This is a genomic window from Acidisphaera sp. L21 (assembly GCF_009765685.1).
Lineage (GTDB): Bacteria > Pseudomonadota > Alphaproteobacteria > Acetobacterales > Acetobacteraceae > LMUY01.
In genome coordinates this window covers 126,988-139,915 of sequence record NZ_LMUY01000015.1, presented here as the reverse complement: position 1 = coordinate 139,915, position 12,928 = coordinate 126,988, and the positions used below count along the sequence as shown (strand labels likewise).

Here is a 12,928-nt window from a genome sequence, read left to right as displayed (position 1 = left end):
CAATGCCTGATACCAGATGTCATAAAGTACGCGATGTCGCGCCGAGAGAGGAGAGGCGTTTGTCGGCGATGGATCGCAACGACGATAAAGCAATGGCGCTGCAATTGGGCCCGGCCACATTGTGGGTAGGGTCGCTCCGGATCGATCTTGCCAATCGCCGCGCCAGTGTCGGCAACACTGTTCTGAAGTTGACCGCGAAGGAATATCAAATTTTGGAAGTGCTGGTGCTGCGCAGGGGCACGGTGCTGGGCAAGCAGGTTTTCATCGACATCGTTTATGGCAAGACCGCTGTTTCCAAGGCCAAGATGATCGATATCTTTATCTGCAAGTTGCGAAAGAAGCTGGCGATTGCCGGCATCCCCAACGTCATCGGCACCGCCTGGGGCCGGGGCTACATGCTCTACGAGCCGGACCAGAAGGGTTATAACACGCAATTCACGACTGGGGAGCGGGAGCGCTAGACCTCGCAAGACCGGCTGGCGTTTGCTACAGGCGGCGCACACAAGCAGGAGTGCGCCGGTTGCAACGGACGCAGCAGATCGCGAGCTTCGGCATCGTGCTGGGCGTCGGCGTGCTGGCGTTGAAGGTTGGGGCTTGGTCGCTGGGCAACAGTGCCGCCCTGTTTGCCGACGCCATGGAGGCGACGGTCAACCTGATCGCCCTGTTCATCGGCATGGTCGCGATCGATTTCGCAGCACGGCCGGCGGATGAAAACCACCCATACGGCCACCAGAAGGCAGAGTTCTTTGCCGCGGTGGTCGAGGGGGCACTCATCATCGTCGCCAGTGTCCTGATCCTGACCCACGCATGGACCACCTGGCGCGATGCGGCGCCGTTGATGGCGCCTTGGCAGGGGCTGGCACTGAACGGGTTGGCGACCGCGTTGAACGCGGTGTGGGGCAGCGTGATGCTGCGGGCCAGCCGCTACGCCCCGACGGGCTCGTTGCAGGCGGATGGGCGCCATCTGTGGGCGGATGCGGCGATGTCGGCGGTCATCATCGCCGGGCTGGGCGCCGCGCAATGGCGGGGATTGGCGATCCTGGATCCGTTGCTGGCGGCGGTGTTCGCCATCTACGTCCTGTGGTCCGGGCTGAGCCTGATCAGCCAATCGATCGGCGGGCTGATGGACGCGGCCCCGGCGCCGGACGTCGTCGAGCGCATCCGCCGGTTGGTTGGTGGCCACGCGGCGGGGGCGCTGGAGGTGCATGACCTGCGCACCCGCCACGCCGGGCGGCAAACCTACCTGGAATTCCATTTGGTCGTTCCCGGGGAGATGCGCGTGTCGGAGTCGCATGCCATATGCGACCGTATCGAGGCAGCGTTACGCACGGAAATGGAGCAACTGGTCATCACCATCCATGTCGAGCCCGAGGGCAAAGCCAAACACCACGGAATTCCTGTGCTGTGACGATCCGCATCGACCGGGTGGTGACCCGCGGCGGCGATAGCGGCCAGACGTCGCTGGGCGATGGCAGCCGGGTTGGCAAGGACGTGCTGCGGGTGGAGGCCTACGGCACGGTGGACGAGGCGAATGCCACGATCGGGCTGCTGCGCCTGCATACCGATGGCGAGCCGGATGCGATGCTGGCGCGGGTGCAGAACGACTTGTTCGACGTCGGCTCGGACCTGTGCGTTCCGGGCGAGGCCGGTGACAGGCTGCGGCTGACGGATGCGCCGTCTGCCCGGTTGGAGGCCGAGATTTCGGTGATGAACGCCGGTCTGACACCACTGGATAGCTTCGTGCTGCCGGGCGGCTCACCGGGGGCGGCTTATGCGCATCTGGCACGCACGGTGGTTCGCCGGGCCGAACGGCTGGTGGTGGCGCTGGCGCGGACGGAGGATGTAAACCCGGCGGTGGTGCGGTTCCTGAACCGGCTATCGGACCATCTGTTCGTGTTGGGGCGGGTCTTGAATGACAATGGAGCGTCGGACGTTCGCTGGGTTCCGGGGGCGAACCGTTAGCTAGCGTCTCCGGCGCTGCGCGCCCGGCGCAACCGCGTTTCGAAACCGGCTAGACGAGTTCCGGTGCGCTGCCTTGGACGGCGGTGCGCACTGCGCCGAGCAGCGCCTCTACCGAATACGGCTTCTTCAGCACCGGTCCGGGCAGCGTTCGGAGCATATCGAGATCGACGTTGCCGGTGAGGAACACCACCGGCAGGCCGGGCTGGCAGGCGCGGGCGGCGACGGCGAGTTCGGCACCGGACATGCCCGGCATCGACAGGTCGGCCAGCAGCGCCGCGAACGAAATAGACCCCATGGCGGCCAGGGCGGATGCGCCGTCTTCCGCCTCGTGGACGTCCCAACCCTCCTCGCGCAGCACCGCGCCGGCAATCGAGCGGACGTCGGCGTCGTCGTCGACCAGCAGCAGCGGCCGATGGGTGGCATTCGCCAGAGTCTCGGCGCGGGGTAGAAACAGGTGGGCGGTAGTGCCGGCGCCGGGCGTGCTGCGCAGGCGCAGCGTGCCGCCCAGTTGCCGGGCCACGCCATAGGCCTGGGAGAGCCCCAGCCCACTGCCCTCGCCGATGCCTTTGGTGGTGAAGAACGGCTCCATGGCGCGGGACAGGATGTCCGGTGGCATGCCGGTGCCCGTGTCGGCGACGGCCAGCAGCACGTAGTCGCCGGGCTCCAGCTCCTGTGGCAGGTCGGCATGGCCGGCGGGACGGTTCTCGGTGGAGATCATGACCCGGCCACCGTTGCGCATCGCGTCCCGGGCGTTCACCAGAAGGTTCAGCAACGCCAGTTCCAACTGCGCCGGGTCGGCGAAGGCGGGCCAGGTGGCGGGGTGGAACTCGGTCGCCAGGGTGATCCGGCTGCCCAGACTGCCGCGGATCAGCTCCATCATCGTGCCGAGCGAGGCTGGCACGTCGGTCGCCGCCGGGGCCAGGAACTGCTTGCGGGCGTAGGCGAGCAATTGGCCGGTCAGCGTCGCACCCCGCTGGGCGGCGCTGGTGGCAGTTTGCACCCAGCGGCGCTCCCGCTCGTCGACCACGCGGCGGCTCAGCAGGTCCAGGCTGCCGAGCACGGCGGTCAGCAGGTTGTTGAACTCGTGCGCGACGCCGCCGGTGAGCTGGCCGATCGCCTCCAGCCGCATCGCCTGGCGCAGGGCGCCCTCGACCCGGCGGCTCTCGGTCAGATCGATTTGGGTCAGCAGGATGCGGCGGCTGCCGGCTTCCTCGTCCGGCAGGGGACGGTAATAGGTGCGGACCACGAGTTCGCCCACCGGGAAGGTCAGGCTGTGCTGGCATTCGAAGCCACCCTGGGCCAGGCAGGTGAGGCAGTCCGAGGCGATGCGCGCGCCGGTCTGCCCCAATGCCTCGGCGATCGGGCGGCCAATCAGCTGATCCGCGTGCAGGCCGGTGGTGCGGCAAAAGGCGGTGTTGCACTCGTCCACCCGAACGATCCCGGCGGCGTCCACCTGCAGCACCAGGAGGTCGAGGGGCGAGTGCTCGAACAGGGTCCAGGTTCGCACCTCCGATTGGTGCAGCGCCGTGGTGCGGATCGCCACAGTCTGTTCCAACAGCGTGTGTTCCTGCCGCTCGTCGGCAATGTCGTCGATCGTCACGATGGCGTAGGCGATGCGGCCGCCGTCGCGCACGGGGGCGGCGTTGAGCCGCACCCAGCCCAGCGTGCCATCACCTCGTTCAGCCTGCAGGGTGATGCCATCTACCGTCTCGCCGGCCAGGGCACGTGCCAGCGGGAACTCGGGTGCGGCGACGCGGCGGCCATCGGGGTGGAACCAGACCATGCGATCATAGCCGGACTGGTGTTCGATCGGGCCGATGTTGCGCCGTAGGATCCGATGAGCGGCGGTGTTGCCGTGCAAAATTCTCCCAGACGGCGCCTCGGCCACCACCATCCCCAACGGCAAGAATTCGCTTAGCGCGACGAGTTGCGATCCGCTCAGCTCCGTATCCGCCACCGATGACCCTTCAATGATGGCCAGGCGCACGCAACGCCAGCCAGGGGAGTCGGTCCATAACCGGGACCAAGCAGGCCGCCTTCTACATCAAATTGAACTGGCGTCGTGGGCAGCGAGGCGCCCGGCCGCGAACATTCCCGTGATGGACAGCCATTTACGGCGGATGGGCTAGGCGGACTTGCCTCGATACGCCACGGTCTGCTCTGGCCGCGAGAGGGTGTGCAATTGCGCGCGGGACCGTTCGAAGGCGGCCGTGTAGGCGTGGGCTACCGCATCGAGCCGCGCCCAATCCGGCGGCTGGGCGGCCTCCGCCACGGCGCGGCTGTCGGCCTCGGCAGTGGGATGTTGCGCGAGCGCCAGGTCGAGCGGGGTCGGTTGGAACGAAGCGGAGGCCATTAACGATTGGTATAATGATCTGCCGAGCCGGATCAATACCGAAACTCACGTCAACTATTTGGAAGCGCCGCGTAACCAAACCGCTGCTATAGCCGAACGTTGCAGCACGTGGCGTCTATCGTGAACCCACTGGCCGAGTTTTAGAACGGATGGTATTTATCTCGTCATGCTGTTCGCCAGTCGAGGCCCTACGCGGATGAGCTGCGGGATCGCGGTCATGGCCAAGGCTCCGCGCGCAGGGCACTCCAAAACGCGGTTGTCACCGCCGCTATCGCCCGAGGAAGCGCGCCAGATGAGTGCTGCGTTCCTGCGCGACATCACCGAGAACATTCGCCTCGCGAGCCAGCAGGCCGATATCACGGGCTACGTCGCCTACGCTCCGGCTGGCTATGAAGGCCTGTTCGATGGCGTGCTGGCGGCCGGGACGAAGTTGGTGCTGGCGGATGGCGCCGGGGAGATGCCAGTGGGGGTGGACGGCTTCGGCCGGTGCCTACTGCATGCGACCAGGGCGCTGTTCGCCCGCGGCCACGATTCGGTTTGCGTGCTGAACTCCGACAGTCCGACGCTGCCGACTGCATGCCTGGTGGAAGCGGCCCAACGCCTGCAAGCCGGCGACCGTGCCGTGTTGGGCCCGGCGGAAGATGGCGGCTACTACCTGCTGGGCATGACGTCGGACTATGACGAGCTTTATGCCGGCATCGATTGGAGCACAGCGGAGGTCGCAGCGCAGACCCGCGCGGCGGCTGCAGCGATCGGGTTGCAGATGCCCGAGTTGGCGGGCTGGTACGACGTGGACGACCGCTTGTCGCTGGCCCGGTTGATCGACGATTTGGCCAGTGGCGTGGGGTTCGGCGCGCCCGCTACTGCCAGCCAGATCGCGGCACTCGGTCTGCGGAACCGGTTGGCCGCGTGAATTCTGCCCGTCGCGAACGATACCTGGTGGGGGCCGGGCTGATCCTGCTGCTGCTGGTGGGTGCCGAGTTGCTGTGCCACCGGCCCGGCGCCGTCTCGACCATCGGGTCGGATGAGCGGCTGCGATATTTCATCGGGCTGGAGTGCTTGGCGGGGGCGGTCTACTTCGGCGCCGTCTGGTTGGTGCGCAGCGGGCCATTGCCGGCGCGCACGGCGTGGCTGGTGCTGGGCCTGGGGTTCGGCATGCGTGTGCTGCCGCTGGTGTGGCCGCCTTTCCTGTCATCCGACCTGTTCCGCTACGTTTGGGACGGCCGGGTGCAGGCGCAGGGCATCAACCCGTATCGGTATCTGCCCGCTGCGCCGCAGCTGGAATTCCTACGGGACAACGAGATCTACGCCAGTGTGAACCGGTCGGAAGAGGCGCCCACCATCTACCCGCCGGTCGCCCAGATCATCTTCGCTGCGATCGGACAGATCTGGTCGTCCATCACCATGGTGAAGATCGTCATGGCGGGGTTCGAGGCGGTGACGATCGTCACGATCGCGATCCTGCTGCGGCGGGCGGCGCTGCCGATGGCGGGGGTGCTGGTGTATGCCTGGAACCCGCTGCCGCTGTGGGAATATGCGGGAAATGGCCATATCGATGCGGCGAGCATCGCTTTCATCGCCCTGGCCATGCTGCTTGCCAGCACGGCGCGCCAGGGTTGGGCCGGGCTGCTGCTGGGCGCGGCAATTTTGTGCAAGCTGCTGCCAGCCGCCGTCTTCCCCGCGTTCTGGCGCCGCTGGGACTGGCGAATGCTGGCCACCACGCTGGGCGTGATCGTGTTATTGTATGCCGCCTATGCGGTGGGGGCGGGTTGGCACGTGCTTGGGTATTTGCCGGGCTACGCGGCCGAAGAGGGGCTGGATTCTGGCAGTGGGTTCTTCCTCCTGCGAGCGGCACGGCAGTTCGTGCCTCTACCGGCCTGGACTGCCCGCGCCTATCTGGCAGTTGCGGCAATCGCGCTGCTTGGCCTCGCCGCCTATTACATGCTGGGCCGGCCGCATCCGACGACGCCGGGTGGCCGTATTATTGGGATCGGGCGGGCGGGAGCCGTGTTGGCGACGGCAACGACGATCGCGCTTTCGCCACATTACCCTTGGTACCTGGGATGGCTCGCCCTGTTCGCCTGCTTCGCGCCGTATCGCAGCGTCATCTATTTGTCGGTCAGCGGCGTGATCCTCTACGTCGATCCGTATCACCGGGAAGCGATCTATCCCTGGCTGATCTACGGCCCAGCCCTCGTCCTTGCCGCGTTCGACGTCGCGCAGGCCCACCGGGCGCGCACCGCCCCCAGTATGGAGAGCCGATGATGTCCGTCACGACGTTGAAAGATCCGACCCGTTATTTCGAGACCGTGCAGGCGCGGGATGTCACGGCCGCACCGCCAGTGTGCCTGTATCTGGAGACGACCAACCGCTGCAACCTGCTGTGCGAAACGTGTCCACGCACGTTCGAGACGCTGGAACCGCCGCAGGACATGACGTGGGAGGTGTTCACGAAGATCGTGGACCAGTTCGACAGCATCTCCCGCGTGGTGCTGCACGGCGTGGGCGAGCCGATGCTGGTGAAGGATCTGCCACGGATGATCCGCTACCTGAAGGATCGCGGCATCTACGTGCTGTTCAACACCAACGGCACGCTGTTGAACCCCAAGAAGTTCCAGGAACTGATCGACACCGGGTTGGACGAGCTGCGCGTCTCCGTGGATGCCGCGGACCGGAAGACCTATCTGTTGGTGCGCGGCAAGGACTTCTTCGACCGCATCGTCCGCGATGTCGGCAAGTTCACCGCGTTTCAGGCCAAAGTCGGCAGCGCCACGCCGAAAGTATCCATCTGGCTGACGGGCCTGAAGGAGACGGTGCAGCAACTGCCCGACTTCGTGCGCATGGCGGCGAATATGGGCGTCAAGGAAGTGCATCTGCAGCGCCTGGTATTCGACGACGCCGGGTTCGGCATGGCGCGGCAGGAAAACAGCCTGTTCGAGCAGACCCAGGCCGAGGAGGAACAGTCGATCAGTGCCGCCCAGGCGCTGGGGCGGGAGATGGGCGTGTTGCTGGATGCCTCGGGCGCCACGGAACCCGGCGTGAGCCTGAAGAACAATGATGGCGATACGCCGTGGGCCACGTGTCGCCGGCCTTGGTCGCTGATGTATTTCACCGCGCATGGCCGCGCCCTGCCCTGCTGCATCGCCCCGTTCTCCGCCCGCGGTTACAGCAACTACACGCTGGGCGACGCGACGCAGGACACTCTGCGGGATATCTGGAACGGCCCGCTATACCAGGAATTCCGCCGGTCCCTGCTGAGCGATGCCCCGCCGAAGCCTTGTGAGAATTGCGGGTTGCGCTGGTCGCTTTAGCCAGATGCGGGCAACTGCCACCGTCGTCATCCCGACGTTGAACGAGGCGGATGCGATCGGCGCCGTGGTGCGGGAAATTCCGCGCGACGTGGCCGCCGAAATCATCGTCGCCGATAGTGGCAGCACCGACGGCACGCAGCAGGTGGCGGAGGCAGCGGGCGCCCGCGTGCTGGATCTGCGCCAGCGCGGTTATGGCCTGGCCTGTGCCCGCGCGGCGGAGGCAGCCGACCCGGCGAGCAACGTCATCGTGTTCATGGATGGCGACGGTGCCGACCGGGCCGACCTGATGTATCTGCTGGTCGATCCGATCCGGGCCGGCACGCATGATTTCGTCATCGCATCCCGCACCCGAGGGAACCGCGACCCAGGGTCGATGAGTTGGCACCAGGTAGTAGCGGGGCAAGCTGCCGGACTGGGGATGCGGGCGTTGTATGGGGTGCGCTATACCGACATGTGCGCCTTTCGTGCGATCCGCCGCTCTAGCCTGGTGGGGCTGAACCTGCAGGAAATGACCTATGGCTGGAATATCGAGATGCAGATGCAGGCAGCCCGCGCCGGTCTACGGATCCTGGAAGTGCCAGTGCCCTATCGCTGCCGGGCAGGTGGGGAAAGTAAAGTGGCCGGTTCTCTGCGGGGTACGCTGCGGGCCGGATGGCGGATCGTGACGACCTTCGTTCGTGTGGCCGGCTCAGCGAAGCCAGCGCCGCTTCCGTGATCCGCCGCATTGCTGCCGCCGTGCTGGTCGCCCTGTTGGCGAGTGGCACGGCCCAGGCCGCCGACCCAACGGCGGTGATGGGTGATTGGTGGACGCAGGATCGCGATGGGATCGTGCGGATCTACGCCTGCCCCGCAGGATTGTGCGGCCTGGTGAGCGGGGTGACGAATTTCGCGCCCGATGGCACCCCACCCAAGGACCTGCATGGGCGGTCGCGCTGCCATTTGCAGATCATCCCGGATGGCAAGGTCGATGATGAAGGCGTGTGGGACGGCCACATCATCAATCCGGACGATGACAAGCGCTACACGATAACCCTGCGGGTGGATGAAGACGGTCGGCTGCGGATGCGCGGCTACATCGGTATTCCTCTGCTGGGCAAGACCGTGTTCTGGACCCGGTTTAACGGGCATTTGACTCCGGATTGCCACGTGCGGAATTGATCACAACGGCCGAATTCGGGTTTGCCGACCGCACTTGACCGCTCTATGCCAGAGGTTTGGCACCCAAATCGGTTTTTCGGACATATCGTTGCCCTTCGACAGTGTACCCAAGATCAGCGTCCTGATCGGCGCCGATAGCCTTGCGACCCGGCGTTCCGGGGTCGGTCGCATGACTCTGGAGATCGCCCGGGCCGCGCGGGTTTCCGCCGCGGTCGATCAGGCCGAATTGCTCATGGGCGACAAGCTGGTGGGGATCGACCTCATCGACTCGTTGGATGACCCGGCGACCGAGTTGTCGTGCGAGCCGCCCAGGCCCATCCCGTGGAAGGTGGCGCTGGGCCGGGTCCCCGGGGTGCAGCATCTGCGGCAGTTCAAGCATTCGGGCCTGCGCCGCTCGGTCCGCAGGCTGGCTGCCACGCATGGCGGCCAGATGGTGTATCACGAGCCCAACATGATCGCCCGGCCGGTGTCGTTGCCGACCGTGGTCACGATCAACGACCTGTCCTGGCACCACGAACCATCCTGGCACCCGGCCGATCGGCTGCAATGGATCCATCGCAACCTGCCCCGCACGCTGCGCCAGGCCGAACGGTTCGTGGCGATTTCCGAGTTCACCCGCGATGCCGTCGTGCGCGAACTCGGCATCGCGGCCGACCGGATCGACGTCGTGCCGCTGGCCCCGGCGCAGGAGTTCCAGCCGATGTCGGCCGGGGCGGCGGCGGCGGTGCTGGCGCGCTTCGATCTGGTCGACCGCAGCTACGTCTTCTCCATCTCGACGCTGGAGCCGCGGAAGAATTTCGACCGGCTGCTGACGGCGCATCTACAACTGCCCCCGGCGCTGCGCCAGCGTGCCCCCCTGGTGATCGCGGGCGGCAAGGGCTGGGGCGAGGTGCTGGCCCGCCCGGCGGCAGATGCCGCGATCCGGGACGGCACGGTGCGGCTGCTGGGCCACGTAGCCGATGCGGATTTGATCGCGCTGTGCGCCCGCGCCGGCGTGTTCGCCTATGTGAGCCTATACGAAGGCTTTGGCTTGCCGGTGGTGGAGGCGATGGCGGCGGGAACGCCCGTGCTGGCGTCCAACACCACAGCGGTGGGTGAGTTGGCAGTCGGCGCGGCGCTGCTGGTGAATCCGCTGGACGAGGCGGCGATTACCGAGGGCCTGCGGCAGCTGATCGAAGACCCGGCCTACGCGGACGAGCTTCGCCAGGCAGGATTGGCGCGAGCGGCGGAGTATACCTGGCAGCGGACGATCGACACGCTCGTGCTCAGTTGGCGGCGCGCCCTGCACTGATCGCGCGCCACACCCGCTCCGGCGTGAGCGGCATGTCGACGTGGTGGACACCCAATGGCGCCAGCGCGTCCAGAACCGCGGCGACCACGGCTTGCGGGGCGGCAATGGCACCTGCCTGGCCCGCGCCCTTCACACCCAGCGGGTTGGACGCGGTGGGCACGCCGTGCAGGTGGATATCCAGATCCGGCAGGTCCGACGCGTGGGGAACCGCATAGTCCATGTAGGAGCCGCTGAGGAGTTGGCCGCTGTCCGGGTCGTAGACGGTATGCTCCATCATCGCCTGGCCGATGCCCTGGGCGACGCCGCCTTGCACCTGGCCGATCAGGAGCAATGGGTTGATGGCGGTGCCAAAATCGTCCGCGGCGGTGTAGCGCAGCAGCGTGACGACGCCGGTTTCGGGATCGACTTCCACTTCCGCGATGTGGCAGCCGTTGGGGAAGGTGATCTTGTCCAGCAGCGTCCAGTGGTAGCTGTCCAGCTTGTCGCCCGCCGGGTCCTCGGCGGCGGCGCGGGCGACTTCCAGCACCGCCACACTGCGTTCGGCGACGGTGAAGTGGCCGCCGGCGAAGCTTACTTCCTCCGGTTGCGCCTGTAGCAGGCGGGCAGCGACGGGGCGGGCCTTTTCCATCACCAGGCCGATGGCGTCGACTAGGGCGGAGCCGCCCATGTGGAGCGAGCGGGCGCCGCCGTGGCCATTGCCGTCGCGCACCAGGCGGGTGTCGGCCTGGATGAACTGAAAGGCTTCGAGCGGGAGGCCGAGCCGGTCGGCGGCGATTTGGGGGAAACTGGTTTCGTGGCCCTGCCCGTTCGACTGGGTGCCGAGGTGCAGCGATACCCGGCCGCCGGGAAGGAATTTGATTTCCGCCCCCTCGTTCGGGGCGCCGCGGGCAGTTTCCAGGAAGCAGGTAACGCCCAGGCCCCGTAGGCGGCCGCGGGCAGTGGAGGCGGTGCGGCGGTTGGGGAAGCCGGTGGCGTCGGCGGCTGCTAGCGCCGGGTCGAGATTGTCGGCGAAGCGGCCGCAATCGATCGTGGTGGACATGCTGGTGCGGTGGGGGAAGTCGCGCACCAGGTTGCGGCGACGGAGTTCGACGCGGTCGATGCCGGTGAGCCGCGCGGCTTCGTCCACCAGTCGTTCGAGCAGGTAGGCGGCTTCTGGCTTGCCGGCGCCGCGGTAGGCATCGAGCGGAACGGTGTTTGTGTACGCGCCGCGGACCGTCATGAACACCGCGGGAATGGTGTAGCCGCCGCCCATGGCGTTGCCGGGTGCGTTGGTGGAACTGCCGGGGCCGCCGGTGGACATGGCGGCCCCGAGGTTGGCGACGGTTTCGACGTCCAGCGCGAGGAAGCGGCCCTGCCCGTCCAGACCGAGGCGGGCGCGGGTGGCGTTGTCGCGGCCATGTGCGGTGGAGACGAAATCCTCGCCATGGCCGGACGCCCAGCGCGCCGGCCGGCCCAGTTCGCGCGCGGCCCACATGACGACGGCGTATTCGGGATAGGTCGGGTTCTTCACCCCGAATCCGCCGCCGACATCGGGGCAGATGACGTGCACGCGGTCGAGCGGGAGGTTGAACACGGTTTTCGCCAGGTCGCGACGGATGCCGTGGACGCCTTGGCCGCTGATGGTGAGGGTGAAGCCCTCGGTGGCCGGGTCGTATTCGGCCAGGGCGCCGCGATGTTCCAGTGGGGTGATGATAAGCCGGTTGTTGACCAGTTCGAGCGCTGCCACGTGCGCGGCCTTCGCCATCGCGGCCTTTACCGCGGCGCGGTCGCCCTTGTTGAAGCGGTAGCTGAGATTGCCGGGGATTTCGTCCCATAGCTGGGGGGCGCCAGGGGCGAGCGCGTCCTCCGCCTCGGTGACGCAGGGGAGCGGGTCGTAATCGACCAACACCTGCTCGGCGGCGTCCTGCGCCTGCACTGCGGTTTCGGCCACGACGAAGGCGACGGCTTCGCCGACGTAGCGCACGCGATCGGTGGCGAGGATGGCGCGGAACGGCACGCGCATCGGCTCCTCGCTAGGCACGGCGGTGGTGCAGGGGATCGGGCCTAGTGCGGCAAGGTCGGCGGCGGTGAAGATGCCATGGATGCCGGGCATTTCGCGGGCGGCGCCTGCATCCACGCCCAGCAGCACGGCGTGGGCGTGGGGCGAGCGGACGAAATGCACGTGCAGCGCACCGGGGCAGACGATATCGGCCATGTAGCGGCCGCCGCCGGTCAGGAAGCGCCTATCCTCGAACCGCCGGATGGATTGACCGACGAGCGGCGTGGTCAAGGCGCGTCTTTGCTGGACATGCCCGTGATGGAGGTGACGAGCGCCCTCGGATCGCGCTGCGGCCAGCGTCCGGAATCGACCTGGGCCAGGAAGTCACCGACGATGCGGTTGAACTCGTCCGGGGCTTCCAAATTGATGGTGTGGCCGCAATTCGGCATGACCGACAGGGCGGCGGTGGGGATGGTGCGCTTCATGAGCACGCCGGGTTGGAGGCAGGGCCAGTCCTCATCGCCGGTGAGGACGAGGACGGGCATGGTGAGCTTGGCCATCTGGTCGGTGAGTTCGTAGAGCGAGGGGCGTTCGCGTTGGACGCCCAATTGGGTGTTGGCGGAGCCTAGGGCGGAATGCTCGGCAAGTTGGCGCTTGAAGGTTTCGACGCCGCGGGGGTCTTTGGCCTCGAACTGCACGCGGGTTGGGCCATAGGCGTAGCGCTCGGCGAAGGCGGGCATGCCGTCGCGCAGGAGGGTGGCGGCGATGGTGTCCGCCTCCCCCTTGAAGCGCTCGCGCGCGTCGGGCTCGGCGCCGTAACCGCAGCCGGCCACGGTGAGCGACAGGGCGCGGTGCGGGTGGCGGAAGCCAAAATG

The 12,928-nt window shown here is 67.0% G+C and carries 13 protein-coding genes; 9 read left to right on the top strand and 4 right to left on the bottom strand.

All coding sequences use genetic code 11. The annotated features are described in order from the left end of the window. Positions 1-68: 68 nt before the first annotated feature. From GSQ76_RS03865 to GSQ76_RS03855, 3 genes are read left to right on the top strand one after another with little or no spacing between them, the layout of a single operon-like run. On the top strand, positions 69-461 hold the full coding sequence (locus GSQ76_RS03865; RefSeq protein WP_254070241.1) for a winged helix-turn-helix domain-containing protein: 393 nt from the start codon (positions 69-71) through the stop codon (positions 459-461). A gap of 59 nt (positions 462-520) precedes the next feature. After that, positions 521-1,408 carry a cation diffusion facilitator family transporter gene (locus GSQ76_RS03860; RefSeq protein WP_158742582.1) on the top strand — a complete coding sequence of 296 codons (888 nt, stop codon included), beginning with the start codon at positions 521-523 and terminating at the stop codon, positions 1,406-1,408. Next, positions 1,405-1,962 carry a cob(I)yrinic acid a,c-diamide adenosyltransferase gene (locus tag GSQ76_RS03855; RefSeq protein WP_254070227.1) on the top strand — a complete coding sequence of 186 codons (558 nt, stop codon included), beginning with the start codon at positions 1,405-1,407 and terminating at the stop codon, positions 1,960-1,962. The genes GSQ76_RS03860 and GSQ76_RS03855 overlap by 4 nt, the downstream gene beginning before the upstream one ends. Positions 1,963-2,011: 49 nt before the next feature. On the opposite strand, the gene GSQ76_RS03850 is transcribed toward GSQ76_RS03855, so the two are convergent. Together GSQ76_RS03850 and GSQ76_RS03845 are read right to left on the bottom strand one after the other, a co-directional pair. Further along, entirely contained in the window at positions 2,012-3,919 is a 1,908-nt protein-coding gene (locus GSQ76_RS03850; protein WP_158742580.1) for a PAS domain-containing sensor histidine kinase, read from the bottom strand. A 168-nt stretch (positions 3,920-4,087) separates the two neighbouring features. Then, positions 4,088-4,315, bottom strand: a complete 228-nt coding sequence (locus GSQ76_RS03845) for a hypothetical protein (protein WP_158742579.1) — start codon at positions 4,313-4,315, stop codon at positions 4,088-4,090. Positions 4,316-4,532: 217 nt separating this feature from the next. Here GSQ76_RS03845 and GSQ76_RS03840 point away from each other — a divergent pair, with 217 nt between their 5' ends. From GSQ76_RS03840 to GSQ76_RS03815, 6 genes are all read left to right on the top strand, one after another. Then, on the top strand, positions 4,533-5,228 hold the full coding sequence (locus GSQ76_RS03840) for a DUF2064 domain-containing protein (protein WP_216850881.1): 696 nt from the start codon (positions 4,533-4,535) through the stop codon (positions 5,226-5,228). Further along, a complete protein-coding gene (locus GSQ76_RS03835) occupies positions 5,225-6,580 on the top strand; it encodes a glycosyltransferase family 87 protein (RefSeq protein WP_158742577.1) in 1,356 nt (451 codons plus the stop codon). Before GSQ76_RS03840 ends, GSQ76_RS03835 begins: the two co-directional genes overlap by 4 nt. Beyond that, the gene (locus GSQ76_RS03830) at positions 6,577-7,626 is read left to right on the top strand and encodes a radical SAM protein (RefSeq protein WP_158742576.1); all 1,050 of its coding nucleotides are present in this window, start codon (positions 6,577-6,579) and stop codon (positions 7,624-7,626) included. Before GSQ76_RS03835 ends, GSQ76_RS03830 begins: the two co-directional genes overlap by 4 nt. Positions 7,627-7,630: 4 nt before the next feature. Beyond that, positions 7,631-8,341 (top strand): glycosyltransferase family 2 protein, encoded by a 711-nt coding sequence (locus tag GSQ76_RS03825; protein WP_158742575.1) that lies wholly within the window; start codon positions 7,631-7,633, stop codon positions 8,339-8,341. Next, a complete protein-coding gene (locus GSQ76_RS03820) occupies positions 8,338-8,784 on the top strand; it encodes a DUF2147 domain-containing protein (protein ID WP_158742574.1) in 447 nt (148 codons plus the stop codon). Before GSQ76_RS03825 ends, GSQ76_RS03820 begins: the two co-directional genes overlap by 4 nt. A gap of 88 nt (positions 8,785-8,872) precedes the next feature. After that, the gene (locus GSQ76_RS03815; protein WP_158742573.1) at positions 8,873-10,075 is read left to right on the top strand and encodes a glycosyltransferase family 1 protein; all 1,203 of its coding nucleotides are present in this window, start codon (positions 8,873-8,875) and stop codon (positions 10,073-10,075) included. On the opposite strand, the gene GSQ76_RS03810 is transcribed toward GSQ76_RS03815, so the two are convergent. Together GSQ76_RS03810 and GSQ76_RS31000 are read right to left on the bottom strand one after the other, a co-directional pair. Further along, the gene (locus GSQ76_RS03810; RefSeq protein ID WP_254070226.1) at positions 10,050-12,344 is read right to left on the bottom strand and encodes a xanthine dehydrogenase family protein molybdopterin-binding subunit; all 2,295 of its coding nucleotides are present in this window, start codon (positions 12,342-12,344) and stop codon (positions 10,050-10,052) included. The genes GSQ76_RS03815 and GSQ76_RS03810 overlap by 26 nt on opposite strands. Further along, on the bottom strand, positions 12,341-12,928 hold a 588-nt coding region (locus GSQ76_RS31000), incomplete at its 5' end, for an alpha/beta hydrolase (RefSeq protein WP_216850880.1). The genes GSQ76_RS31000 and GSQ76_RS03810, both read right to left, overlap by 4 nt.

Coding starts and splice junctions, on each gene's coding strand:
- GSQ76_RS03865 (WP_254070241.1), top strand. CDS start 69: ATGGATCGCAACGACGATAAAGCAATGGCGCTGCAATTGGGCCCGGCC.
- GSQ76_RS03845 (WP_158742579.1), bottom strand. CDS start 4,315: ATGGCCTCCGCTTCGTTCCAACCGACCCCGCTCGACCTGGCGCTCGCG.
- GSQ76_RS03830 (WP_158742576.1), top strand. CDS start 6,577: ATGATGTCCGTCACGACGTTGAAAGATCCGACCCGTTATTTCGAGACC.
- GSQ76_RS03840 (WP_216850881.1), top strand. CDS start 4,533: ATGGCCAAGGCTCCGCGCGCAGGGCACTCCAAAACGCGGTTGTCACCG.
- GSQ76_RS03825 (WP_158742575.1), top strand. CDS start 7,631: ATGCGGGCAACTGCCACCGTCGTCATCCCGACGTTGAACGAGGCGGAT.